This is a genomic window from Amycolatopsis sp. VS8301801F10, assembly GCF_046195355.1.
Classification (GTDB): Bacteria; Actinomycetota; Actinomycetes; order Mycobacteriales; family Pseudonocardiaceae; genus Amycolatopsis.
Genome location: NZ_CP176065.1, coordinates 8,147,311 through 8,170,988, shown reverse-complemented (window position 1 = coordinate 8,170,988; position 23,678 = coordinate 8,147,311). Strand labels below are relative to the sequence as shown.

At 70.5% G+C, this 23,678-nt stretch carries 18 protein-coding genes; 13 read left to right on the top strand and 5 right to left on the bottom strand.

Annotation, left to right across the window (positions count from 1 at the left end; translation table 11 throughout):
- Window positions 1-15: 15 nt before the first annotated feature.
- Window positions 16-504, top strand: a complete 489-nt coding sequence (locus F9C11_RS37410; protein ID WP_409182063.1) for a polyadenylate-specific 3'-exoribonuclease AS — start codon at window positions 16-18, stop codon at window positions 502-504.
- 415 nt (window positions 505-919) lie between these two features.
- Here F9C11_RS37410 and F9C11_RS37405 read toward each other — a convergent pair whose 3' ends face one another.
- Window positions 920-2,014, bottom strand: coding sequence for a 3-deoxy-7-phosphoheptulonate synthase (locus tag F9C11_RS37405; protein ID WP_409182062.1), 1,095 nt, complete (start codon window positions 2,012-2,014; stop codon window positions 920-922).
- A 291-nt stretch (window positions 2,015-2,305) separates the two neighbouring features.
- Between F9C11_RS37405 and F9C11_RS37400 the strand changes: the two genes are divergently transcribed.
- The 3 genes from F9C11_RS37400 to F9C11_RS37390 all read left to right on the top strand — a co-directional run bounded on the left by F9C11_RS37400 (window position 2,306) and on the right by F9C11_RS37390 (window position 5,135).
- Window positions 2,306-3,331 (top strand): 6-phosphofructokinase, encoded by a 1,026-nt coding sequence (locus F9C11_RS37400; protein ID WP_409182061.1) that lies wholly within the window; start codon window positions 2,306-2,308, stop codon window positions 3,329-3,331.
- Between the two features lie 87 nt (window positions 3,332-3,418).
- The gene (locus F9C11_RS37395) at window positions 3,419-4,690 is read left to right on the top strand and encodes a S41 family peptidase (RefSeq protein WP_409182060.1); all 1,272 of its coding nucleotides are present in this window, start codon (window positions 3,419-3,421) and stop codon (window positions 4,688-4,690) included.
- Between the two features lie 10 nt (window positions 4,691-4,700).
- On the top strand, window positions 4,701-5,135 hold the full coding sequence (locus F9C11_RS37390; RefSeq protein WP_409182059.1) for a VOC family protein: 435 nt from the start codon (window positions 4,701-4,703) through the stop codon (window positions 5,133-5,135).
- A 45-nt stretch (window positions 5,136-5,180) separates the two neighbouring features.
- Here F9C11_RS37390 and F9C11_RS37385 read toward each other — a convergent pair whose 3' ends face one another.
- The gene (locus tag F9C11_RS37385) at window positions 5,181-6,926 is read right to left on the bottom strand and encodes a putative Ig domain-containing protein (RefSeq protein WP_409182058.1); all 1,746 of its coding nucleotides are present in this window, start codon (window positions 6,924-6,926) and stop codon (window positions 5,181-5,183) included.
- Between the two features lie 134 nt (window positions 6,927-7,060).
- On the opposite strand from F9C11_RS37385, the gene F9C11_RS37380 reads away from it, so the two are divergent.
- Window positions 7,061-9,901: an ATP-binding protein gene (locus F9C11_RS37380; protein ID WP_409182057.1), complete on the top strand. Its 2,841-nt coding sequence runs from the start codon at window positions 7,061-7,063 to the stop codon at window positions 9,899-9,901.
- Window positions 9,902-9,931: 30 nt separating this feature from the next.
- Here F9C11_RS37380 and F9C11_RS37375 read toward each other — a convergent pair whose 3' ends face one another.
- Window positions 9,932-11,368, bottom strand: a complete 1,437-nt coding sequence (locus F9C11_RS37375; RefSeq protein WP_409182056.1) for an aromatic amino acid ammonia-lyase — start codon at window positions 11,366-11,368, stop codon at window positions 9,932-9,934.
- Window positions 11,369-11,378: 10 nt separating this feature from the next.
- Window positions 11,379-11,681 (bottom strand): ArsR/SmtB family transcription factor, encoded by a 303-nt coding sequence (locus F9C11_RS37370; RefSeq protein ID WP_409187060.1) that lies wholly within the window; start codon window positions 11,679-11,681, stop codon window positions 11,379-11,381.
- A 169-nt stretch (window positions 11,682-11,850) separates the two neighbouring features.
- Between F9C11_RS37370 and F9C11_RS37365 the strand changes: the two genes are divergently transcribed.
- The 8 genes from F9C11_RS37365 (at window position 11,851) to F9C11_RS37330 (ending at window position 22,043) form a co-directional block, all read left to right on the top strand.
- Complete coding sequence (locus F9C11_RS37365) at window positions 11,851-13,077, top strand: glycoside hydrolase family 18 protein (RefSeq protein ID WP_409182055.1); 1,227 nt, start codon at window positions 11,851-11,853, stop codon at window positions 13,075-13,077.
- Between the two features lie 60 nt (window positions 13,078-13,137).
- Window positions 13,138-13,803, top strand: coding sequence for a DUF2461 domain-containing protein (locus tag F9C11_RS37360; RefSeq protein WP_409182054.1), 666 nt, complete (start codon window positions 13,138-13,140; stop codon window positions 13,801-13,803).
- 157 nt (window positions 13,804-13,960) lie between these two features.
- Window positions 13,961-15,385 carry a pyruvate kinase gene (pyk, locus tag F9C11_RS37355; RefSeq protein ID WP_409182053.1) on the top strand — a complete coding sequence of 475 codons (1,425 nt, stop codon included), beginning with the start codon at window positions 13,961-13,963 and terminating at the stop codon, window positions 15,383-15,385.
- 36 nt (window positions 15,386-15,421) lie between these two features.
- Window positions 15,422-16,324: an acyl-CoA thioesterase II gene (tesB, locus tag F9C11_RS37350; protein ID WP_409182052.1), complete on the top strand. Its 903-nt coding sequence runs from the start codon at window positions 15,422-15,424 to the stop codon at window positions 16,322-16,324.
- A 437-nt stretch (window positions 16,325-16,761) separates the two neighbouring features.
- Window positions 16,762-17,661: a helix-turn-helix domain-containing protein gene (locus tag F9C11_RS37345; RefSeq protein ID WP_409182051.1), complete on the top strand. Its 900-nt coding sequence runs from the start codon at window positions 16,762-16,764 to the stop codon at window positions 17,659-17,661.
- Window positions 17,662-17,674: 13 nt separating this feature from the next.
- Window positions 17,675-17,878, top strand: coding sequence for a DUF397 domain-containing protein (locus tag F9C11_RS37340; RefSeq protein ID WP_409182050.1), 204 nt, complete (start codon window positions 17,675-17,677; stop codon window positions 17,876-17,878).
- Window positions 17,879-18,063: 185 nt separating this feature from the next.
- Window positions 18,064-18,270, top strand: coding sequence for a hypothetical protein (locus tag F9C11_RS37335; RefSeq protein ID WP_409182049.1), 207 nt, complete (start codon window positions 18,064-18,066; stop codon window positions 18,268-18,270).
- Between the two features lie 761 nt (window positions 18,271-19,031).
- Window positions 19,032-22,043, top strand: coding sequence for an AAA family ATPase (locus F9C11_RS37330; RefSeq protein ID WP_409182048.1), 3,012 nt, complete (start codon window positions 19,032-19,034; stop codon window positions 22,041-22,043).
- A gap of 18 nt (window positions 22,044-22,061) precedes the next feature.
- Here F9C11_RS37330 and F9C11_RS37325 read toward each other — a convergent pair whose 3' ends face one another.
- Window positions 22,062-23,672: a succinic semialdehyde dehydrogenase gene (locus F9C11_RS37325; RefSeq protein WP_409182047.1), complete on the bottom strand. Its 1,611-nt coding sequence runs from the start codon at window positions 23,670-23,672 to the stop codon at window positions 22,062-22,064.
- Window positions 23,673-23,678: the final 6 nt, after the last annotated feature.

Genomic DNA, 23,678 nt, shown 5'->3' with positions numbered 1-23,678 from the left:
TACTAGAGTTCCCCGGTGCGTTTTTTCTACGACACCGAGTTTATTGAGGACGGCGTGACGATTGACCTCGTGTCGATCGGTGTCGTTGACGAGCGTGGGCGCGAGTTCTATGCCGTGTCCACCGATTTCGACCCCGGGCGGGCCGGGGCTTGGGTGCGGGAGAACGTGCTGCCCAAGCTGCCGTCCCCGGCGGATCCGGCCTGGCGGAGCCGGGAGCGGATCCGGGAGGATCTGCTGGAGTTCTTCGGGAAGCCGCCCGGCGGGATCGAGTTGTGGGCCTGGTTCGCGGCGTATGACCATGTGGCGCTGGCGCAGTTGTGGGGGCCGATGCCCGCGTTGCCTCGGCAGTTGCCTCGGTTCACCCGGGATCTGCGGCAGCGGTGGGAGGACGCCGGGAAGCCGAAGTTGCCTGCTGCGCCTGGGGATCAGCATGACGCGTTGGCTGATGCTCGGCATAACTTGCAGCGGTGGGAGGTTATTGAGGAGGCTTTTCGGAGGCGGTGAGTTTTCGGCGGGGCTGCGGGGTCGGCTCGTCGCCTGGCGGCGACATTGCCGGTTAGTGGTTGCGTGGGGCACCCCGATTTTTCATTGTGCTGACGGTTCGGGGGTGCTTGTCAAGGCGGGAAAGATGCCTTGACAAGCACCCCCGAACCGCAGGGCGGCTTTGTATCGGGGTTGGGGGAGGGGCTGGGTGCCTCGCTGTTTGGGTGCAGCGGTGCGGTTTTAGGGCTGGGTGCCTCGTTCGTGGGTGCAGCGGTTGCGGTTGGGGGAGCTGGGGCCTCGCTGTTTGGGTGCATCGGCGGTGGTTTAGGGCTGCGAGGGGAAACCTGGGGGAATTCGAGTCCGTGGGGGTTCCCCTCACGGACCGTGTAAGTCGTGAGGGGAACCCAGAGGGACTGGGGCTGTGAAGGCGGCCTCGCTAGCTGCTGCGGCGGGTGCGGACTGCGGTGGCCAGGGTGTCCAGCAGGGTTTCGGTGGTGTCCCAGTCCATGCAGGCGTCGGTGATGGACTGGCCGTAGGTCAGCTTCTCCGGGTGGCCCAGGACCAGGTCTTGGCGTCCGGCAACCAGGTTGCTTTCCAGCATCAGGCCGGCGATTCCGCGTTCTCCGGCGGCGATCCGGCCGGCCAGGTCGCGGACGACTTCCGACTGGCGGACGTGGTCCTTGCCGCTGTTGCCGTGGCTGGCGTCGATCACCAAGCGTTCCGGGAGGCCGGACTTCGCCAGGCGGGCCAGGGTTTCCTCGACGGTCGCCGGGTCGTGGTTCGGGCCGGAGGAGCTGCCTCGCAGGATGACGTGGCAGTCCGGGTTTCCGGAGGTCGTCACCAGGGCTGCCAGGCCGTCCACGTTGATGCCGGGGAAGACGTGCGACGCGGCGGCGGCGCGGGTCGCGTCCACGGCTACCTGGATGTCTCCTTCGGTCGAGTTCTTGATGCCGACCGGCATGGACAGGGCGCTGCACAGTTGCCGGTGGACCTGGCTGGCCGCCGTGCGGGCGCCGATCGAGCCCCACGTGACGATGTCCGCGATGAACTGCGGGGTGATCGGGTCCAGGAATTCGCAGCCGACCGGGAGGCCCAGCGCGGAGACGTCCAGCAGGAGTTTCCTGGCCAGCCGCAGGCCCTTGTTGACCGCGAAGGTGCCGTCCAGGTCGGGGTCGTTGATCAGGCCCTTCCAGCCCAGCGTGGTGCGCGGCTTTTCGAAGTACACCCGCATCACGACGTGCAGGTCTTCGCGCAGCGCTTCCGCCTTCGCGGCCAGGCGGCGGGCGTAGTCGAGGGCGGCTTCCGGGTCGTGGACCGAGCACGGGCCGACGATCACCGCGAGGCGTTCGTCGCGGCCGTCGAGGATGTCGACCGTTTCCGTGCGGCCGGTTTGCACCACTTTCGCGACCGCGGCGTCCACCGGATGGTCTTCGCGCAGCAGGGCGGGCGAGATGAGGGGGCTGACCGACGTGGTGCGGCGGTTGTCCAGCGTGCTCGCGTCGGCGGGGGCGGCGACGAGGGGGGTGCTCATGTGCGGGTGGTTCCTTCCTGGTGGACACCGACCCGCGGGGGACTCGCCGAGCCGGTTCGAGATCCGGCTCGGGTGGAGGTCAGCGCAGGTTCACGCGGCCGTGCCCACCCGGGGCCGGCTTCGTAAACCAGAAATAGCGCTGCACGCCGCCCAAGGTAGCACACCGCCGCGAGGGCCCTGCCCGGACCGGATCGGGCAGGTGGTCCGGCCTGCACCGATCCAGATGAAAGCCGCTACGCTGTCCGCGGACTGTGACTGGACTCTCCCTGCGAGGAAGACGGAGGCAACAGAATGCGTGTCGGTGTGCTGACGGGGGGCGGCGACTGCCCCGGCCTGAACGCGGTCATCCGCGCGGTGGTCCGCAAGGGCGTCGAGGTGCACGGCTGGGAGTTCGTCGGCTTCCGCAACGGCTGGCAGGGCCCGCTGACCGGCGACAGCCGGCCGCTCGGCCTCGCCGACGTCGAGGACATCCTCACCCGCGGGGGCACCATCCTGCGGTCGTCGCGGACGAACCCGTACAAGGTCGACGGCGGCGTCGACCAGATCCGCAAGGTGCTCGCCGACCAGGGCGTGGACGCGCTGATCGCGATCGGCGGCGAGGACACCCTCGGCGTCGCCAAGCGGCTGACCGACGACGGCATCGGCGTCGTCGGCGTGCCCAAGACCATCGACAACGACCTCGGGGCCACCGACTACACGTTCGGCTTCGACACCGCGGTCTCCATCGCCACCGAGGCGATCGACCGGCTGCACACCACCGCCGAATCGCACCACCGCGCCCTCGTCATCGAGGTCATGGGGCGGCACGCGGGGTGGATCGCGCTGCACTCCGGCCTCGCCGGCGGCGCGAGCGTGATCCTGGTGCCGGAGCGGCACTTCTCCGTGGACCAGGTCGTGCAGTGGGTCGAGCAGCGCTTCGAGAAGGAGTACGCGCCGATCATCGTCGTGGCCGAGGGCGCGCTGCCCGAGGGCGGCGAGGAGAAACTGCTGACCGGCGAGAAGGACGCCTTCGGGCACGTCCGGCTCGGCGGCATCGGCAACTGGCTGGCCGACGAGATCTCCGAGCGCACCGGCAAGGAATCGCGCGCGGTCGTGCTCGGCCACGTCCAGCGCGGCGGCACCCCGACCGCGTACGACCGGGTCCTCGCGACGCGCTTCGGCCTGCACGCGGTGGACGCGGTCGCCGACGGCGACTTCGGCGTGATGGTGGCGCTCAAGGGCACCGACATCGTCCGCGTGAAGCTGTCCGAGGCGACGGCCGAGCTGAAGACCGTGCCGCTGGAGCGGTACCAGGAAGCCGAGGTCTTCTTCGGCTGAGATTCTCCGGTGGTAGGGGCAACCCCACCACAGCGCCGGGGGCGCGCGGTATTCCGCGCGTCCCCGGCTTTTTTCTACCCTCGGCTCGTGCGAACCTTCCTGGCGGGTATGGCGATTCTCTCGGCGACCGCGGCTCCGTCTACTGTGGACGGTGTCTGGCGGACCGACGGGTACGGGCAGCTGGTCCAAGTCTCCGGCGGCAAATTGACGACCTATGACGTGACCAAGGTCAGCTGCCTGCCCGGCGCGCTGTCCGGAACCGGCGACGGCACCAGGTTTTCGACCAATGAAGGCTCCGTTGTCACCGTCCGGGCAGGCCGGATGAGTTTCGACGACAACCTCGGCGTGCGGTCCCTGCGTCGCGTCCCCGGCGGGTTGCCCGCGGAATGCCGGGCTTCCTCCGCGGACCTGTTCGACGTTTTCTGGCACAGTTTTGCCGAGAACTACCCGTTTTTCCGGGCCAAAGGCGTCGACTGGAAGTCCGAAGGGGACGCTGCCCGCCGCGAAATCACCGAGCATCCCGAACGGCTCTACGACGTCCTTTGCGGCCTGATCCGCCCGCTGCACGACGCTCACGTCGGCCTGCTCGCGGCAGGTCAGCATTGTTCTTCACCCCGTCCTGGCACACCGGATCTGAAAACGACCGTCCCGCGCGCGATCGCCGTCGCGGACGCGAATCTCGGCGCGCCGGTTCAACGCTGGGCCGACGGAGCCATCGCCTACGCCGATCTGCCGGAGGGCCGCGGGTACCTGCGGATCAGCGGATTCCATGACTACGCCGACACTTTCGCCGCCAGCAGCGAGGTGCTGGCGAAAGCGCTGGACGAGATCTTCACCGCCGACCGGGTGCGCACGCTGCGCGGCCTGATTCTCGACCTGCGCGTCAACGGCGGCGGAGACGACCCGCTCGGCCTGCAGGTCGCCGCCCGGCTCACCGACGTCCCGCACTTCGCCTACGCCAAACGCGCGCGCAACGACCCGGACGACCCAGCGAAGTTCACTGTGCCGCAACCATTTTTCGTCCAACCCGCCGCAGCGCCACGTTACTCCGGCCCCCTGACAGTTCTGATCGGAAACCTGGACGTCTCGGCGGGGGAGACCTTCCTGCAGGCGCTGCTGAACCGGCGTCCAAGGCCAGTCCTGATCGGACAGTCCACCCAGGGCGCGTTCTCCGACCTGCTGGAGCGGACGCTGCCGAAACCAGGCTGGAAGGTGGCGTTGCCGAACGAGGAATACCTCGATCCGCACGGCCGCACCTACGACGGCGCCGGCATCGGCCCGGACGTCCCGGTCCCGGTCTTCGCCCCGGACGATCTCGCCGCCGGACGGGACCCGGCGCTGGCCGCCGCCCGCCGGTAAGGTGAGCGCCATGGGGTCGGTCAAACAGTTCCAGGTCACTTTCGACTGCGCGGAACCCGCGCGCGTCGCCCGCTTCTGGTGCGAGGCGCTCGGGTACGTCGAGCCGCCGCCGCCGGAAGGATTCGCCGACTGGGCCGAGTTCGACCGGACCCAGCCGCCCGAGGAACAGGGTTCGTGGGCGGCCTGCGTCGATCCCACGGGGGTCGGGCCGAGGCTGTACTTCCAGCGCGTGCCCGAGGGCCGGGTGGTGAAGAACCGGGTGCACCTCGACGTGCGGGTCGGCAGCGGGCTGGTCGGCGAGGAACGCCTGGCGGTGCTGAAAGCCGAGGCCGAACGGCTGACGGCGCTGGGCGCGTCGGTGGTGCAGGTGCTGGAGGCGGACGGCGTGAACGAGTCGTGCATTCCGATGCAGGACGTCGAGGGCAACGAGTTCTGCCTGGACTGACGAAGCCGCCGTGCCGCGGGGTGCGGCACGGCGGCTCTCCAACGATCAGGAAACGGATACGTTCGCCGGAGCGGTGAACGCGCCGCCCGACACCTGGTAGATCTGCGACACGGTGAGGCTGCCGCCGACCGGGATCGTGTCCTGCCCGGTGATCACGACGTGCCCGGTCGATCCGGACGCGGTGCCCGGGTTCGTGTTCGACAGGGACTCGTTCGAGGCCAGGTCGAACGACAGCGTCCAGCCGTTCGCCGCCGACGTGCCGCCGTTGGTCAGGGTGAAGTGCGCGAAGGCGCCGAAGCCGTAGTCGTAGTCGGTGGTGAACTTCGCGGTCAGCTTGCCCGCCGGAGCCGTCGTGACGGTCCAGGTGAACGGAGCCTGCGCGGTCGCCCCGGCGGAGTCGGTGGCGGTCACGGTGACGTTGCTGGTGCCCGCGGCGCTCGGCGTGCCGGTGATCGAGCCGGACTTGCTGTCGATGGCCAGTCCGGCCGGGAGGCCGTCCGCCTTGTAGGTGTACGGCGAGGTGCCTCCGGAGGCGGTGACCTTCAGCGAAACCGCCTTGCCCACCACGCTGTTCTGGTTGCCCGGGTTGCTGACGCTCAGCTTGCCGTTGGTGCCGCCGCCGGGGGTCAGGCCGGCGACGCCGTGCGGCGTGCCGAGGCCGGTCGGGCCGTCCCAGCCGGTGCCCGCGTTGCAGATCACCGTGCCGCAGTTGCCGTTGCTGCCCGAGGTGACGTCGTTGAAATCGCCGGTGTGCGCGTACGGGTAGGTCGCGGCGTTGTCGCCGTCCTTCGGCGTGCCCGCGAGCGCCCAGATCCCGGCGACGATCGGCGTGGCCAGGCTGGTGCCGCCGTACTGCGACTGCTGGCCGTTGACGTAGATCGTGATGCCGGTGTTGGGGTCCGCGTCGGCCGAAATGTCCGAAGTGGCCCGATTGTCGCACGCGGTGCTGATCCCGTTCTGGAACGCGGGCTTGCCGAATTTGCTCGAACAGCCGCTGCCCGCCTTGGACCAGGCGGTTTCGGAGTAGCCGCCGCCGGACGCGGTCAGCGTCGTGCCGCCGACCGCGACCACCTCGGGCGAAGTGGCCGGGTATTCGGCCTGGGAACCGCTTTCGCTGCCCCAGTCGCCGGTGGCGGCCAGCACCGCGACGCCCGGGTGGTTGTAGTGCTGCTCGGCGTCCGACGGGATCGCGCTCTCGTGGTCGGCGTAGCTGTTGGACACGATCTTCGCGCCGAGCCTGACCGCGCTGTCGACGGCCGCCGCGAGGTCGCTGTCCTCGTTGGTGTTGGCCTCCACCAGCAGGATCTTGCAGTCGGGGCAGAGCGCGCTGACCGCGTCCACGTCGATGGCCATTTCGGTCGCCCAGCCCGAATCGGTCTTGGACGGAAGCGTGCTCGTGCCGTCCTGCCCGACCACGGTCAGGCAGCCGTTCGCCTTGGTGCAGGAGCCCAGGTTCCAGTGCGACCGGTAATCGTTGAGGTCCTTTTCGATGCCGGGGTCGTCGAAGGCGTCGACGATCGCGACGGTGGTCCCGCCGCTCTTCATCCCGGCGACGCCGTAAGCCTTCTGCAGGTCGGCCGGGCTCATCGCGCTGGCCGGGCGGGCTCCGGCCGAAACCAGTTGCACCGCCTGGCATTTCGCGTAACCGGCGGGTGCGCTGGCGCACGACGCCGGGCTCAGCTGGGGGCTGGCGCCGGCGCCCGGGGCCGAAAGCGCCGCGACCCCCGCTCCCAGCGCGAGCGCGGCGCCGGCGGCGGCCAGCCGTCTCAAGGTCATTCCTGCACGCATCATCGCGTCCTTCCTCGTACGCCGCTGCCCGGAAGGCGGGCGAAAAGCGGTGCCGCCATTGGATTTCACCGAGGCGGCGCGAACCAGGAACAACCGGCACAACCGGCCGTTGTGCCGGGGAACCCGACCTTCGGGGGATGTCCCGCGCCCCGGGGCGAGCGACCATGGACCGGCGGGAGGTGCGGGACATGCCGGACGGCGCGACGGAAACGTTCGACCGGACGCTGGTCCGGTTGCGCCGGGCAGCCGGGCTGACGCAGGAACAACTGGCGCAGCGCTGCGGGCTGAGCGCCCGCGGCGTGGGGAATCTCGAACGCGGGCAGCGGCATCCGCGCCGCGTCACCGTGCAGCTCCTCGCCGACGGTCTCGCGCTGCCCGAATCCGCCCGCGCCGAACTGCTCGCGGCCGCCCGGCGCGGCAGGCAGCGTCCGGCCGGCCCGGTCCCGCCGCCCCCTCCGGCGCCGGACCTCATCGGCCGCACCGAGGAACACGCGTTGCTGGACAAGCACCTTTCCGGCACTGGCAGGCCGTTTCTGGTCTTCGCCGGGCAAACCGGAATCGGCAAGACCCGGCTGCTCGCCGAGGCCGCGAGGATGGCCGAGGCGCGCGGCACGGCGGTGCTCTCGACGGCGTGCTCCCGGCACGGCGGGGAGCCGTACGCGCCGCTCTCCGAAGCGTTCGCCCGGCACCTCTCCGAACATCCCGCCGGGCCCGGCCTGGCGTTCCTGCTTCCCGAACAACGCACCGCCGAACCGGCTCCGCCCCGGTGGCTGATGTTCGCCGAAGCAGCGCGGTTTCTCGACACGCTGGCGCGGCGGCACGGCGTGCTCGTGCTCCTGGACGACCTGCAATGGGCCGGTCCGGACGGGCTCGCGCTGCTGGCTTCGCTCGTCCAGGACGTGCGGCCGGACCGGGTCCGGTTCCTCGCCGCCTATCGCGACACCGAAATCGCCGCGGCCGAGCCATTGGCCGACACGCTGCTCGACCTGTACCGGAAAGGCTTGCTGACCCAGCATTCGCTGTCCCCGCTGGCGGACGAGGACGCGACGACGCTGCTGCGGCACAGCGCCGGGACCGAGGTGGGGCACTCCGCCCGCGACCGGGTGCTGCGGCTCGCCGGCGGTCTCCCGTTGTTCCTGGTCCAGTTAGGACACGTACTGGGCAGAACCGGCAAACCGCCCGCGGAACTGCCGTGGGGCCTCGCGCACGCGGTGCGCCGGCAAGTCGGTGCATTGCCCGAACGCACCGCCGAGGTGCTGACGCTGCTGGCGGTGGGGCAGCAGCGGATGGACCCGGACGTGCTGGCCGCGGCCGCCGGGCTGGATCCGGCCGAACTGTCCGAGGTGCTGGCTCCCGCGCACACCGCGCGGCTGCTGGACGAAAACGCCGAGGGCGTCCGGCTGACTCACGAACTGGTCGCCGAGGTGGTGAACGGAGATCTGCCGCCGAGCCGACGGCATGTGCTGCACCGGAGACTCGCCGAGGCATTAGGCGGCGCGGCGGCGGCCTACCACTACACGCACGCGCAGGACACCGAACGCGCCGCGCAGACTCTGCGGCACGCGGCGGAAAACGCCAGCAGGCAAGCCGCGCACGACACCGCCGCCCAGCATTGGGGCGCGTTGGTCGATCTGCTGGATCGCACCGGTTCGCAACCGGCGGTCGCCGAAGCCGCCGAAGCCTGGGCGGCCGCACTCGCCGCGGCCGGTCGGTACGACGCCGCGCTCGCCGCCGCCGAACGCGCGCTTTTGGGGTACCGCAAGGAAGGGGACGAAGAACGGCAACGCCTGGTGATCGCTCGGATCGGCTACCTGCATTACCAGCGCGGCACTCCGCGGGAAGGCCTGGCCCGCATCGCGCCGACGCTGACCGAAGACCGGCCCGGCGGATCGGCCGTACGGCTGCGGCTGGCTCGCGCCGCCAACCTCTACCAGAGCACGCGCTACCGGGAGTCCGTCGAAGTCTCCACCGCCGCGATCGTCGCGGCGGAAGCGGCGGAGGACGAGCACGGCCTCGCTGGCGGACACCTGCGTCGCGGACTCGCGTTGCGCCTGCTCGGCCGCAACGAGGAAGCGCTGGCCGATCTGCACACCGCTGCGGCCACCGCGGAATTGTGCGGCGACCGGGAGATCGTCGTCCGCGCGCTGACCGGGGTTGCCGTGCTGCACCACTATCGCGGCGAACTGGCCCGGGCGGACCGGCAGTTCGACCGGATCCTCCGGCTGGCCGAGGAACTCGGCGACCGGGAGCTGCTCAGCCGAGCCGTCTGCAACGTCGGCGCGAGCGCGGTTTACGTCGGCCGCTGGGGCGACGCGCGACGGCGGTTCAGCCAGGCGCTGGAACTGGCCGGACACGGCCGCTCGCCGATGTGCGGCGCGATGGCCCTCATCGGCCGGGGTGCCTTGTGGTCAGCCTGCGGCCGCTACGACGCGGCAGCCGACGATCTGACCCGAGGGATTCGGCTGGGCCGCGAAAGCGACAATGCCGACATCATCTGCAACGCGTCCGCCCAGTTGGCGGAGAACGACGTGCGGACGGGCCGACCTGAGCGAGGCGTGCGCCGGTTGCTGCCTTTGCTTGCGCTGCAAGGGGAACGCAGCTGGCAGATGACGGATGCGCTGCCGTTTCTCGCCGAAGCGCAACTGGCCGCCGGTGATCCGGTCGCCGCCGGGGAGACCGCCGCGGAGGCGGTGGCTTGTACCGAGCACATCGAGCATATCCTCGCCCGCACGGATGCTTTTCGGGTGCAGGGACTGGCTTTTCTCCGGCGTGGGGCGGTTTCGCCGGCGGAGGAGAGCATGGAGGAAGCGCGGTCGCTGGCTGAGCGGATGGCTTCGCCGTACCTGCTCGCCCGGGTGAGCGCGGCGCTTGCCGACTTGTCGGATCACCGCGGCGACTCCGTTGCGGCGGCTCGGCATCGGAGGCGGGCGGAGGAGTTGTTCACGGAATTGCGGCGGGATGCGTTGGCGGAGGACTGAGCAGCGCGAGCTAGTGTCCACTGTGGTCAGTCAGATCCGTGCCAATTCATCCAGCACCCCAGCAGCCTTCGCGATGTCGTCGGTCAACGGCCGATCCTCCAACCGCTCATCCAGCACCTCTTCCGCCGCCGTGAACGCCGCCCGTACCGGCAGGTCCACCAGCTCCGCCTTCCGGATCCGCAACGCCCGCACCGCCGCTACCAGTTCGCAAGCCAGCACCTGCCGATAAGCAGAAGCAGCCGCCGTAGCCGCCCGCGCGGCCTGGGTCGAGAAGCTCGCGTGGTCCTCGATCCCGCGCGACACCACCGCGGTACCGAGCGTCGCGGGCAATGCCGCCTGCCGCAGTTCGGTCAGTGCGTCATGTGCCACGTACTCCAGGATCATCACCCCGGAACTCCCCGGCGGCCCGACCGCGAGAAACGGCCGCAACCCGGTGAACTCCGGTTCCACCAAGTCGCCCAACCGGGCCACGGACAGCTCCGCGACCTGATGCACCGTCGCGCGGGCCTGGTCGAGCGCGGTCGAGACGTACGCGGTGTGGAAGTGCGCATGGTGGTAGGCATCGCCGTGCACTGTGGAGATCATCGGGTTTTCCGTGCTGGCATTGATTTCCACGGCGAGCACGTCCCGCAGGTAGTGAATTGCGTCCAAAGCCGGACCCTGCACTTGAGGGAAAGCGCGCAGCCCGAAGGGATCCTGCAGCCGACGCCCCGGCTTCGGCGTGCCGTGCATGCCCAACAGCCGACGCATTTCTGCCGCGCAAGCCACCTGACCGGCGTGCGGACGTGCTTCGTGCACAGGCGTCGCGTACGCCTCGGGGTTGCCGTCGAGAGCGACGTACGTGAGCGCGGCGACGGCGTGGCTCGCGCGGGTGAGCGTGTCCAGGCTCATCGCCGCGAGGGTCGCTTCGGCGAGCGTCGCGGCGTTGCTGCTCATGAACGCCAACGCGTCGCCCGCGTGCACCGGAACCGGTGGCACCGAACCGATCGCCCACTCGCGTTCCCCGGCCAGCGCGAGCGCGGCTTCCGCCAGGGGAGCGAGGTCGCCGGTGCCGATCGCGCCCAGCCGGTGCACTACGGGAAGCGCTCCGGTGCGCACAGCTGAGGCGAGCGCGCCGATCAGTTCCGGGCTGATCCCCGACCGGCCGGCGAGCAGCTGGTTGAGCCGGATCAGCAGCATCGCGCGGATCTGGCCGTCCGGCAGCAGTTCGCCGCTGCCGCCGGCGTGGCTGCGCAGCAAGCGAAGCCCGTGCTCGGCGGGCTCGTCCACCGAGTCGTCCTTGTTCGCGCCGACGCCGGTGGTGCGGCCGTACACCACTCGCCGCGTGCTCAGATCCTCGGCCAGCTTCCACGAGTGCTCGGCGGCCCGCAGCGCGGCGATGGACACGTCGATCGCCAGCGGGCCTTCGGTGTGCGCCGCCGTGACCACGTCGGCGCACCGCAGGGTCCGGCCGTCCACTCGGATCACGGCGTGCTCCTCATTCGGTTTCGTCGAGCCGCTGTTCGAGCGCGTCGAGCCGGTCCGACCAGAACTGCCGGTAGGGCGCGAGCCACGCGTCCACTTCGGCCAGCGGTTCGGCGCGCAGCCGGTAGCAGCGGCGCTGCGCGGAGACCCGCACGGTCACCAGCCCCGCCTCCCGCAGCACGCGCAGGTGCTTGGACACGGCGGGCTGGCTCAGCCGCAGTTCGGCCACCAGTTCGCCGACCGACCGCTCGCCCTCGAGCAGCAGGTCCAGCAGCGCGCGGCGGCGGGGTTCGGCCAGCACGTCGAAGGTCTGCATCACCCCGGAAATCTGCCTCGCGGGGCATATGCCTGTCAAGGAATGCGCGTACCGCCGAATGTCCGTTTTATGGTCTAAACCATTGACCTGGTGGTCTAGTCCACTTACGGTGCGATTGTCCCCACCGTCATCAGGTGAGCACCGACGGTGACTCCTGAAGGGAGCAACGATGCTTCGCTTGCGCAGAAAACGCCTGCTGGCCTTGGCCGGCCTGGCGACCGCCGCGTTCGCCGCCGCGGCCGCGCTCGTCCCCGCCGCTTCGGCCGCCGCCCCGGCGAGAACCGAGGCCGCGTCCGGCAAGGTGGTCGGCTACTTCACCGACTGGGGCATCTACGACCGCAACTACCACGTCAAGAACATCGAGACGTCCGGGTCGGCGAACAAGCTCACGCACATCAACTTCGCCTTCGGCAACGTCACCGGCGGCGGCTGCGCGATCGGCGACGCGTGGGCCGACTACCAGAAGACCTACGACGCGGCGGGCAGCGTCGACGGCGTCGCCGACACCTGGGACCAGCCGCTCGCGGGCAGCTTCAACCAGCTCAAGAAGCTGAAGGCCAAGCACCCCGGGCTCAAGGTCATCTGGTCGTTCGGCGGCTGGACCTGGTCCGGCGGCTTCGGGCAGGCCGCGAAGAACCCGGAAGCCTTCGCGAATTCCTGCTACAACCTGGTCAACGACAAGCGCTGGGCCGGGCTGTTCGACGGCATCGACCTCGACTGGGAGTACCCGAACGCGTGCGGTCTCACCTGTGACACGAGCGGTCCCGACGCGCTGAAGAAGCTGCTCGCGGCAGTGCGGGCGAAGTTCGGCTCGTCGAAGCTGGTCACCGCCGCGATCACCGCGGACGGCAGCAACGGCGGCAAACTCGACCTCACCGATTACGCGGGCGCCGCACAGTACGTCGACTGGTACAACGTGATGACGTACGACTTCTTCGGCGCCTGGGCCGCGCAAGGCCCGACCGCGCCGCACTCGCCGCTCACGTCGTACAACGGCCTGCCGACGCAGGGCTTCTACTCGGACGCGGCCATCCAGAAGCTCAAGAGCAAGGGCGTTCCGGCCTCGAAACTGTTGCTAGGCATCGGTTTCTACGGACGCGGCTGGACCGGCGTCACGCAGAGCGCGCCGGGCGGCACGGCGACCGGACCGGCTCCGGGCAAGTACGAGCAGGGCATCGAGGACTACAAGATCCTCAAGACCAAGTGCCCGGCGACCGGCACCGTGGCGGGCACCGCGTACGCCAAGTGCGGTTCCAACTGGTGGAGCTACGACACCCCGTCGACCATCGCGGGCAAGACCGCGTACGCGAGGTCGCAGGGGCTCGGCGGCACCTTCTTCTGGGAGCTCTCCGGCGACACCACTAACGGCGAGCTGATCACCGCGCTCGCCAAGTAAGCATCGCTCGATCCCGCCGGGGCGCCGATTCTGTCGGTGCCCCGGTTTATCGTGCTGCGGGTGAAGTTCAGCGGATTCGGAGACCACGCCGTCGAGTTCTACGACGGGTTGCTCGCGGACAACACCAAGGCCTACTGGGACGACCACGTCGCGATCTACAAGGAGCACGTGCGGGCTCCGATGGAGGCTCTGCTGGCCGAGCTGGAGCCTGAGTTCGGCGCGGGCTTCGGCGAGGCCAAGGTGTTCCGGCCGTATCGCGACGTCCGGTTCGCCAAGGACAAAACGCCGTACAAGACGCACTGCGGCGGCGTGATCGAGGCGGGTCGCGGCGGGGGAGCGTACTACGTCGAGGTGGGCCCGGCCGGGCTGCGCGTCGGCGGCGGCTGCTTCCACCTGGCTCCGGACCAGCTGGCCCGGTACCGCGCGGCGGTCGACACCGAACTGCACGGGCCCGCGCTGGAGAAGATCCTGGCGAGCCTGCGGAAGGCGGGCTGGGAAATTCTCGGCGACCGGCTGAAGTCGAAGCCGCGCGGGTTCGCCGAGGACCATCCGCGGCTCGACCTCCTGCGGCACCGTTCGGTGTACGCCGTGCGAGCCTGGGAGCCGGACGATTTCCTGCACGAGCGCGAGGCGCTGGACCGGGTCCGGAAATCGTGGCGCCAGCTGCGGAAGTTCAACGAATGGGCGCGCGACCACGTGGGCCCGAGCGAGCGGCCGCGGCGCTGAGCCGGGCATCCCCCGCGCGGGTGGTTCCGGGCGGTGCTGCCCGGCGCTCCCGCGCAGCGCACGCGGACGGCCGGAACTGAATCCTTCCCGTGTTCTTCCGCCGGAGTTTCGGGATCGGTACAGACGCGAGCGGCCCGAGCGACTAGGCTCTCCGGACGTGAGCCGACGCGCGAAGATCGTTTGTACATTGGGTCCCGCGACCTCCACCCCGGAGAAGATGCGGGCACTCGTCGACGCCGGGATGGACGTCGCGAGGATGAACTTCAGCCACGGCAGCCACAGCGACCACAAGCAGGTCTACGACCTGGTCCGGTCCGCGGCCGCCGAAACCGGCCGGGCGGTGGGGATCCTCGCCGACCTGCAGGGACCGAAGATCCGGCTGGGCACGTTCGCCAGCGGATCGGCGGAATGGCACACCGGCGACGTCGTCCGGATCACCGTCGAGGACGTCGCGGGCACCCACGACCGGGTCTCCACCACCTACAAGGGACTCGCCAAGGACGCCAAGCCGGGCGACCGGCTGCTGGTCGACGACGGCAAGGTCGGCCTGGTGGTCAAGGAGGTCGACGGCCCGGACGTCGTGTGCGAGGTGACCGAGGGCGGCCCGGTCAGCAACAACAAGGGCGTGTCGCTTCCCGGCATGGACGTCTCGGTGCCCGCGCTGTCCGACAAGGACATCGAGGACCTCGAGTTCGCGCTGCAGCTGGGCGTCGACTTCATCGCGCTGTCCTTCGTGCGCTCGCCGGCCGACATCGACCTCGTGCACCAGGTCATGGACCGCGTCGGCAAGGGGCGGCTCCCGGTCGTCGCGAAGATCGAGAAGCCGGAAGCGGTCTACAACCTGGAGGCCATCGTGCTGGCCTTCGACGCGGTGATGGTCGCCCGCGGCGACCTCGGCGTCGAACTGCCGCTCGAGCAGGTCCCGCTGGTGCAGAAGCGCGCGATCCAGATCTGCCGCGAGAACGCGAAGCCGGTCATCGTCGCCACGCAGATGCTGGAATCGATGATCAACAACTCCCGCCCGACCCGCGCCGAGGCGTCCGACGTCGCGAACGCGGTCCTCGACGGCGCGGACGCGGTGATGCTGTCCGGCGAGACGAGCGTCGGCCGGTACCCGATCGAGACGGTCCAGACGATGGGCCGGATCGTCGAGGCCGTCGAGACGGATTCGCCGGTCGTGCCGCCGCTGTCGCACGTGCCGCGCACCAAGCGGGGCGTGATCTCCTACGCCGCCCGCGACATCGGCGAGCGGCTCAACGCCAAGGCGCTGGTCGCGTTCACCCAGTCCGGAGACACCGTGCGCCGCCTCGCCCGGCTGCACACCCGGCTGCCGCTGATGGCGTTCACGCCGGAGCAGAGCGTCCGCAGCCAGCTGGCGCTGACCTGGGGCACCACGACGCAGATCGTGCCGAGGGTGGACTCCACGGACCAGATGATCCAGCAGGTCGACCACGCGATGCTCGAAATGGGCAAGTACCAGCGCGGCGACCTCGTGGTGATCGTCGCGGGCTCCCCGCCCGGGACCGTCGGGTCGACGAACCTGATCCACGTCCACCGGCTCGGTGAAGACGACCACGCATAAGGGACGTGCCGGAACCTTCGCGCATAAGGTTCCGGCATGACTGAGATGGCCAGGGAAGCCGCCACCGAACTCGACACGAGCCCCGGTGGCGGCGGACAGCCGGTGCTGGACAAGCTCGTCGCGCTGCTGGACCTGGAGAAGATCGAAGAGAACATCTACCGCGGCGTCTCGCCCGCGCACTCGCCGGTGCGGGTGTTCGGCGGGCAGGTCGCCGGGCAGGCGCTCGTCGCGGCGGGACGGACCGTCCCGGAGGAGCGGCGGGTCCATTCGCTGCACGCGTACTTCATCCGCGGCGGCGACCCGAGCGTCCCGATCGTGTACGAAGTGGACCGGATCCGCGACGGCCGCTCGTTCACCACCCGGCGCGTGGTCGCGGTCCAGCACGGCAAGGCGATTTTCTCGCTGTCCGCGTCGTTCCAGAAGGACGAACCGGGCATCGACCACGCCGAGACGATGCCTGCCGACGTGCCCGATCCGGAGTCGCTGCCGACCCTCCCCGACCTGGCCGCCGGGTACGGCCTGCGCCACGCCGAACGGCCGCGGCCGATCGACATCCGCTACCTCGGCGATCCGCCGTGGGTCACCCGCACGACCGGCGAACGGCCCACGCGGCACCGCGTCTGGATGCGGGCCGACGGAACGCTGTCCGACGACCAGCTGCTGCACGTCTGCGTGCTCACCTACGCCTCGGACATGACGCTGCTCGACTCGGTCCTCGCGCGGCACGGCGTGTACTGGGACGTCGACCAGGTGCTCGGCGCGAGCCTCGACCACGCGCTGTGGTTCCACCGGCCGTTCCGCGCCGACGAGTGGTTCCTCTACGACAGCACGTCGCCGAGCGCCTCGGGCGCCCGAGGGCTGGCCACCGGCCGGTTTTTCACCCGCGACGGCCTGCACGTCGCCACCGTGGTCCAAGAAGGACTGCTCCGGGTCCGGTGAGGACGGTCGCCCGCCGATGACCACTTAGAGTGGCTGTCTGCAGAGGAAATCGCCGGAAACCGTCACACTCTCGTGGCGAAATTGCGCGAGAATACCCGTCTGAGTAATACCGTGAAGCAAAGGAAGGTGCCCGGGGCCGGTCGGGGGGCGGCCCCGGACACCGTGGTCGTCGGCATTCGGGCGGTGGCCGCGAATAGCCGAGGGCGGCCGTCGTCTAGCCTGCTCAGGGCTTCGGCGCAGCTGGATTCGCGTCTCGGCCCGCAGGATGCCAGAGTACAAGCGCAGTCTGCACAATGCAGGTCGGAACCAGATCGGAACCAGTGCCGGCCGGCTCCCGCCGCGACAGCGGGAATTCGCCGGTGTTATTACTCCACTGACAAGTCGATCAGCTGGTTAGATATGCAGTGCGGGCAACAATACGGACCGGAGGTGCTGCCGTGGCGAGAGGCCAGGGACCGACCGTTCGCCGCAGGCGCCTCGCGAGCGAGCTGCGGAGGCTGCGCGAAGCCGCCGATCTCACGATCGACGAGGTCGGCGAGAAGCTGGAGTGCTCGGCGTCCAAAGTGAGCCGCATCGAGACCGGCCACGTCGGCGTCACCCCGCGCGACGCGCGGGACATGCTCGCGCTGTACGGCATCACCGGCGACGAGCAGGAGGCGCTCGTCCAGCTCGCGCGGGAAGCGCGCAAACGCGGCTGGTGGCACGCGTACAACGAAGTCTTCACCGGCACCTTCGTCGGCCTCGAAGCCGACGCGAGCTCGCTGCGCGCGTTCCAGGCGCTGCTGGTCCCGGGCTTGCTGCAGACCGAGCGCTACGCGTTCTCGGTGATCCGCGCCCTGCGCCCGGACGCCGAAGAGGCCGAGACCCGCCGCCGGGTCGCCGCGCGGATGGCCCGGCAGCAGCTGCTGACCGACGACCCGCCGGTCGAGTACTGGGCGGTGATCGACGAGGCGGTGCTGCACCGCGTGGTCGACAGCGCCGAGGTGATGGCCGAACAGCTGTACCGGATCACCAAGATGGCCGAGAAGCCGAACGTGACCGTCCAGGTGGTGCCGTTCGGAGCCGGGGCGCACCCCGGCATGGAGGGACCGTTCCTCATCATGGGCTTCCCCGAGCAGGCCGATCCCGACGTGGTCTACGTCGACGACAGCACTTCCAGCGGCCTGTACCTCGAACAGCCCGACGACGTCCGGCGCTACGCGCTGATGTTCGACCACCTGCGCGCAGCAGCGCTCAAACCGGACGATTCGGTGGCGCTGATCACCGACGCGGCCGGCCGGTTCGCCGAACAGGCCGCCGCGGTTGAGGAACCGAGGAAAACCAACCTGAGACAGTGAGGATGTGGGGACCATGACGGCCGACCTTTCCGGCGCCCAGTGGCGCAAGAGCAGCTACAGCGGCGGCGGCAACGACTGCGTGGAGGTCGCCTTCGTCGCGGGCGGCGCCGCGGTGCGGGACTCGAAAGACCCGGAAGGCGGAGCCTTCCGCCTGCCCGCCGCCGGCTGGCGGGCCCTGCTGGACGCGGTGCGCGCCGACGGCCAGGGGCAGGCTTGATCCGTTCGCTCGACTGAGTACCGCGCGAAGACCCCTTACCCCGCTCGACCTGGACTTCCCGGGTCGCCGGCGCGGGTAAGGGGTCTTTTCGCGCCGCGGGATGGGCGATCACCCGATGCCCGGGGCGGGCCCTCAGCACGAAAGTGGACGTCGGCAGAGAACGACGACCCGCTGGGGAGAAGAAAATGAGCGACTACAACTGGGACGCCACCCGCGCCGAGGTGGACTACCGGATGGCCGAACTGCGCCGGGCCGCCCGCCAGGCCCGCTTGAGCCGCGGGAACCGGGTGGTCCGCTGGGTACGGGCGCACCGCCTCACGAACGTCGAGGTGCCCCGCCAGGAAAGGCGCACGGCGACGGTGCCGGAGGCCAGGGCGCGACATAGCGCTTGAGCCCCGGTCCGCTGAGCCGCGCAGGCGCACAGGTGCGGGGGACGGCAAGGGGGTCGGGCGGGGCGGCTGAACCAGAACACGGGTTCCGGTTCGGCCGCTCCGTCCGCCGGAGTCTGCTCGCGCGTTGCTGGCACGGGCTTTGCGGGGAGCATGTCCGCTGGGGACCGCACTGGCCGACCGGGGTCTGCTTCCACGTCGTCGCGGTGGGGAGGGCTGTGAGGGAACCTTCACGGACTTTGCCGGAGCGCTTCTGCTGTGCAGCGTGCTGCTGCGAGCCATCCGGGTGCCTTTCTTCGGGAAGCTCACTGCGGCCGGGTCAGCCGGGGATCTTCGCGACCGGCCCGGCGGACTGGGGTCTGCTCGCACCTCGTCGCGGTGGCGAGGTCTGTGAGGGGCACCTACGGACTTGCCGGAGTGCGTCCGCTGTGCAGCGCACCGCCGCGAGCCACCCGGGGTGCCTCCCAAACGAAGCTCGTTGCGGTCGTGCGGATCAGCCTGCGATCTACCGCCCAGCTCGGCGACTGGAGCCCGCCGTCACGGCGCGGAGGTCCGCGAGAGGAACCTTCACGGACCTTGCCGGAGCACACCGCACCGCCGCGAGCCACCCCGGTCCTTCCCCGCGGGAAGCTCGCCGCGGCCGCGCGGAGCACCCCGGGATCGCCCAGCATTGGCTCGTTCGTCCGCCAGCCGGACGGAGATCACTGGCCGAACCGGCCGCCACGGGGAAATCGATGCCGGAACTGTCGGGGGTGTAGGTGAGAATGCATCTCGTGCCTCGTCTCGGTTCCGGTATTCCGCTCGTCGCCCGCACGCAGGAGATGCGTCGGCTGCGCGCGGCCTTCGCGCGCGCTGAACGCGGAGAAGCAGGTGCGGTGCTGATCTCGGGGGACGCCGGGGTCGGCAAGACCCGTCTGCTCACCGCGCTCGGGGAGCACGTCGCGGCCTGCGGCGGGCTCGTGCTCACCGGCCGGTGCATCGACGTGCGCGACGGCGGTCTGCCCTACCTGCCGTTCGCCGAGGCGCTGGCTCCGCTCGGGTCGTCGGCCGATCCCGCGGTTTCGGCCGCGGTGCGGGCGCGGCCCGCGCTCGGGATGCTGCTTCCGCAAGGCGATCCGCGGCCCGCGGCGACCGGCGACCACGGGCAGGTTTCGGAGGGGGAGCGCGAGGGCGTCCGCCGGGTGCGGCCGGAGCAGGACCTGGGCCAGCTCCAGCTGTTCGACGCGGTGCTGGGGGTGCTGACCGAGGTCGGCCAGGCGCGGCCGGTGGTCGTCCTGCTCGAAGACCTGCACTGGGCCGATTCCTCCACCCGCAACCTGCTGTCGTTCCTGCTCAGCCGGTTGCGCGCGCAGCGGCTGCTGGTCGTCGGCAGCTATCGCGAGGAGGACGTCCACCGCAGGCATCCGCTGCGCGGCCTGCTGTCCGAACTGGTCCGGCTGAGCACGGTGGAACAGCTCGCGCTGGCCCCGTTCGGCCCGGCCGACGCGCGGGCGTTCGTCGCGGCGCTGGCCGAGGAACCGCTGCCGCCGGACGTGGTCGCGGACATCGCGGATAGATCCGAGGGCAATCCGTTCTTCGTCGAGGAACTCCTCGCCACCGGAGCCGATTGCCGGGACCTCCCGGCCGGGCTCGCCGAGGTGCTCCTGGCCCGGCTCGAACGCTTTCCCGCCGAGACCCGACGGGTGCTGCGCGTCATCTCGGTCGCCAACGAGTCGGTGTCGCACGCCGCGCTCGCGCAGGTGGCCGGCATCGGCGACCTGGAGCTGGACGAGGCGTTGCGGGAAGCCGTGCAGCACCACGTCCTGGTGATCGAGAACGGTTTCTACACCTTCCGCCACGCCCTGCTGCAGGAAGCGGTGTACGCGGACCTCCTTCCCGGCGAGCGCACGCGGATGCACGCCGGATACGCGGCGCGGATCAAGTCGATGCCGCAGGGCCGCGGCCACGACGCGAAGCTGGCCTTCCACAGCCTGGAAAGCCGCGATTTCGACACCGCTCTGCCCGCCTTGCTGCGCGCCGCCGACGAGGCCGAAAAACTCGGTGCCCCCGGCGCGGCTCTGCGGCACATCGAGCAAGCACAGTCCATTTGGGACGCCGTGGCCCCGGAAAACCGTCCGGAAGGCGTGGACGAGCTGAGGTTGCTCAGCGAGGCCTCGTACTTCGCGGGCACTTCGGGCGAACCGGAGCGCGCGGTGGCGTACGCGCGCTCAGCCACCGAAGCCCTCAAGCCGGACGCGTCGCCCGAGCACGCGGCGAAGGTCTGGCGTCGGCTGGCCGAAACACTGCTCACGCTGGAAGGCACGTTCGATGAGGCGGTCCGGGCCATCGAACGGGCCTGGGAGCTGGTCGCGGACCGGGAACCCAGCGGTGCGCGGGCCTGGGTGCTGGCTTCGCGGGCCGGGTTCCAGCGGCTGCGCGACCAGCCGGACGAGGCGCTGGCCAGCGCGCACACGGCGGTCGCCGACGCGCGTGCCGTCGGTGCGGTCGGTGCGGAAGCATCGGCGCTGGTCACGCTGGGCACGCTCGCCGACAGCGCGGGCGATGCCGACGAGGCCCGGGAGCGGTTGCGCGAAGCCGAACGCAAGGCGCACGACGCGGGAGCCTTGAACGTCGAGATCCGCGCGATGTACTTCCTCGCCCTCAGCTACGACGACCAGGCCGAAATGGACCTCGCGCTCGCCCACGCCGCCCGCGGAGTCGCGCGGGCCGAGGAAACCGGGCTCACCTGGAGCACGTACGGGCTCGAACTGCGCGCCCGGCTGCTCTACCTGCGCTACCTCAGCGGAGACTGGCCGAAGGAAGACGCCGCGGGCCGCGCGCGGCGAGGCGTGTCCAGCGCGGTCGCCGCGCGGATCTTGGCCAACTGGGTGCTGTTCCTGGTCGGCCGCGGCCGGTTCGCCGAAGCCGCCAAGGCGTTGCCCGGCCTCCGCGAGCAGTGGACGGCAGACCTGCAGATCGCCTTGGCCGCGGGCGACGCCGCGATCGAACTGGCCGCCTGGCGCGGCGAGCATGCCGAAGCGCTGCGGATCACCGACGAATTGGTGCAGTGGCTGGAAAAAGTCGAGACCGGGTTGCTGGGCGGGATCCGGATCGTCGCGCTGGCGATCCCGTCGGCTGCCGCGTTGGCGGCCGAAGCCCGGGCCAAGGGCGACCAGTCCGCGGCGGCCGCCTTCGCAGCCACTGGCCGGCGGCTCCTGGACCACGGCCGTCGCTGTGCTGCCGAAGGACATCCCCGCTCCGGGACCATGGGCCCGGAAGGGCGGGCGTGGCTGGCGAGGATGGAGGCAGCCGCGTCGGGGCTCGAAGGACCAGCCGATCCAGACCTGTGGGCGGAGGCGGCCGAGGCGTATTCCTACGGCGCGATCTACGAACAGGCGGTCTGTCGCTGGCGGCAGGCGGAAGCGCTGCTGGCCACCGGACGGCCGGGTGCGGCCGAAGCGTTGGAGGCGGCGCATTCGGTCGCGGTGAAGCTGGACGCGGTTCCCCTGCGCGACGCGGTGAGGGATCTGGCGCACCGGGCCCGGGTCGAGCTGTCCGGGGTAGAAGCGGCGGCGCCCGCCCGGCCGCAGCTGAATCCCCTCACCGACCGGGAACGGGATGTGCTGGAGCGCGTCGCGCTCGGCCGCACCAACCGGCAGGTGGGGGAGGAGCTGTACATCAGCGAGAAGACCGTGAGCGTGCACCTGTCGCGGGTGATGGCGAAGCTGGGCGCGAGCCGCCGGGCGGAAGCCGTCGCGATCGCTTACGACCGGGGCTTGCTCACCGCTCCCGAGTAACCGCGAGTCCCCGACCCCTTACCGGCCTGGCAGCCGCCGCAGCAGTTTCATGCTCACCGTCATGAACCGGGCCCACACCGAGCCCGGCACTCCCTTGGGCGGTCGCAAAGCCAGGCCGCGCTGCACGGCGATCGACTGCGGTTCGGTGTACTTCAGCAGCCCCTCGGAGCCGTTCCGTCGCCCGGCGCCGGAGTCCTTCATGCCGCCCATGGGCACCCCGACGGTGCCGAACGTCGCCGCGTAACCCTCGTTCACGTTGACCGTGCCCGCCTTCAGCCGCGCGCCGATTTCCCAGCCCGCGCGGCCGTTCCGCGTCCAGACGCTCGCGTTGAGCCCGAACGGCGTGTCGTTGGCCCGCTCGATCGCGTCCGTGACATCGCTGAACCCGTAGATCGAGACCACCGGTCCGAACGTCTCCGAAGCGAACGGGGTCATGCCGGGCCGCACGTCCGTCAGCACGGTCGGCTCGTAGAACAGCGGCCCGAGATCCGGCCGCGCCCGCCCGCCGGTCAGCACCCGCGCGCCCTTCGCCCGGGCGTCCTCGACGTGCGCTGACACGGTCTCCAGCTGGCTCTTCGAGGTCAACGACCCCATTCCGGCGTGGTAATCCAGCGAACCGCCGAGCCGCAACGCCGCCGTCCGCGCCACGAACTCGCGCGTGAACTCCTCGCGGATGCTGTCGTGCACGTAGATCCGCTCCACCGACACGCACAGCTGGCCCGCGGACGAGAAGCACGCCGTGACCGCGCCGGCGGCGGCCTTGGCGATGTCCGCGTCCGGCAGCACGATCATCGGGTTCTTGCCGCCCAGTTCGAGCGAGTAGCTGGTCAGCCGCTGCGCGATCCGGCCAGCCAGATCCTTGCCGGTCGGCGTGGACCCGGTGAAGCACAGGTAGTCGCATTCCTCCAGCAGCGCGTCGCCGATCTGCGAGCCGCGGCCCAGCACGATCTGCCACAACCCGGCGGGCAGCCCGGCCTCCTCGGCCAGTTCCTGCAGCCACAGCGCGGACAACGCGGTCTGGTTGTCCGGCTTCTGCACCACCGCGTTCCCGGCGACGAGCGCCGGGAAGACGTCCATCGCGGTCAGCGCGAGCGGATAGTTCCAGGGCGAGATGATCCCGACGACGCCCTTGGGGTGCCGCAGTTCGCCCGCCCGGGTCAGGCCCGGGATCACGCCGGGGGCGCGGCGCGGCGAGAGGATTTTCGCGCTGTGCTTGCCGTAGTAGGCCGCGACCAGCACGGTGGCGCTGACCTCGTCGAACGCGTCGATCCGGGCCTTGCCCGCTTCGACCTGGACGAGGTCGAGGACTTCGGCCTGCCGCGCGAGCACCAGGTCGTGCAGCCGCACGAGGAACTGCTGCCGCCGGGCCACCGGCAGCGCCGCCCACTCACGCTGCGCCTCGCGCGCGGAGGCGAACGCGGCGCGCACTTCGGCGTCGTCGGCCTGGGGGAGCGAGGCGATCGGCTGTCCGGTGAACGGCGCGGTCATCTGCACCGGCGCGTTGTCGGCGCCGCCGGTCACGCGGGCCACGAGCGCGGCCGCGCGGGCCGCGGACGGAGCGCCCGCCACACCGCCGACGGTCGCGGGCAGGGACTGGCCGGTCAGGTTCGCCGGGGTCGTACTCGTCATCGAGCG

Coding starts and splice junctions, on each gene's coding strand:
- F9C11_RS37405 (WP_409182062.1), bottom strand. CDS start 2,014: ATGAGCACCCCCCTCGTCGCCGCCCCCGCCGACGCGAGCACGCTGGAC.
- F9C11_RS37400 (WP_409182061.1), top strand. CDS start 2,306: ATGCGTGTCGGTGTGCTGACGGGGGGCGGCGACTGCCCCGGCCTGAAC.
- F9C11_RS37390 (WP_409182059.1), top strand. CDS start 4,701: ATGGGGTCGGTCAAACAGTTCCAGGTCACTTTCGACTGCGCGGAACCC.
- F9C11_RS37385 (WP_409182058.1), bottom strand. CDS start 6,926: ATGATGCGTGCAGGAATGACCTTGAGACGGCTGGCCGCCGCCGGCGCC.
- F9C11_RS37380 (WP_409182057.1), top strand. CDS start 7,061: ATGTCCCGCGCCCCGGGGCGAGCGACCATGGACCGGCGGGAGGTGCGG.
- F9C11_RS37370 (WP_409187060.1), bottom strand. CDS start 11,681: ATGCAGACCTTCGACGTGCTGGCCGAACCCCGCCGCCGCGCGCTGCTG.
- F9C11_RS37365 (WP_409182055.1), top strand. CDS start 11,851: ATGCTTCGCTTGCGCAGAAAACGCCTGCTGGCCTTGGCCGGCCTGGCG.
- tesB (WP_409182052.1), top strand. CDS start 15,422: ATGACTGAGATGGCCAGGGAAGCCGCCACCGAACTCGACACGAGCCCC.
- F9C11_RS37340 (WP_409182050.1), top strand. CDS start 17,675: ATGACGGCCGACCTTTCCGGCGCCCAGTGGCGCAAGAGCAGCTACAGC.
- F9C11_RS37335 (WP_409182049.1), top strand. CDS start 18,064: ATGAGCGACTACAACTGGGACGCCACCCGCGCCGAGGTGGACTACCGG.
- F9C11_RS37330 (WP_409182048.1), top strand. CDS start 19,032: ATGCATCTCGTGCCTCGTCTCGGTTCCGGTATTCCGCTCGTCGCCCGC.
- F9C11_RS37325 (WP_409182047.1), bottom strand. CDS start 23,672: ATGACGAGTACGACCCCGGCGAACCTGACCGGCCAGTCCCTGCCCGCG.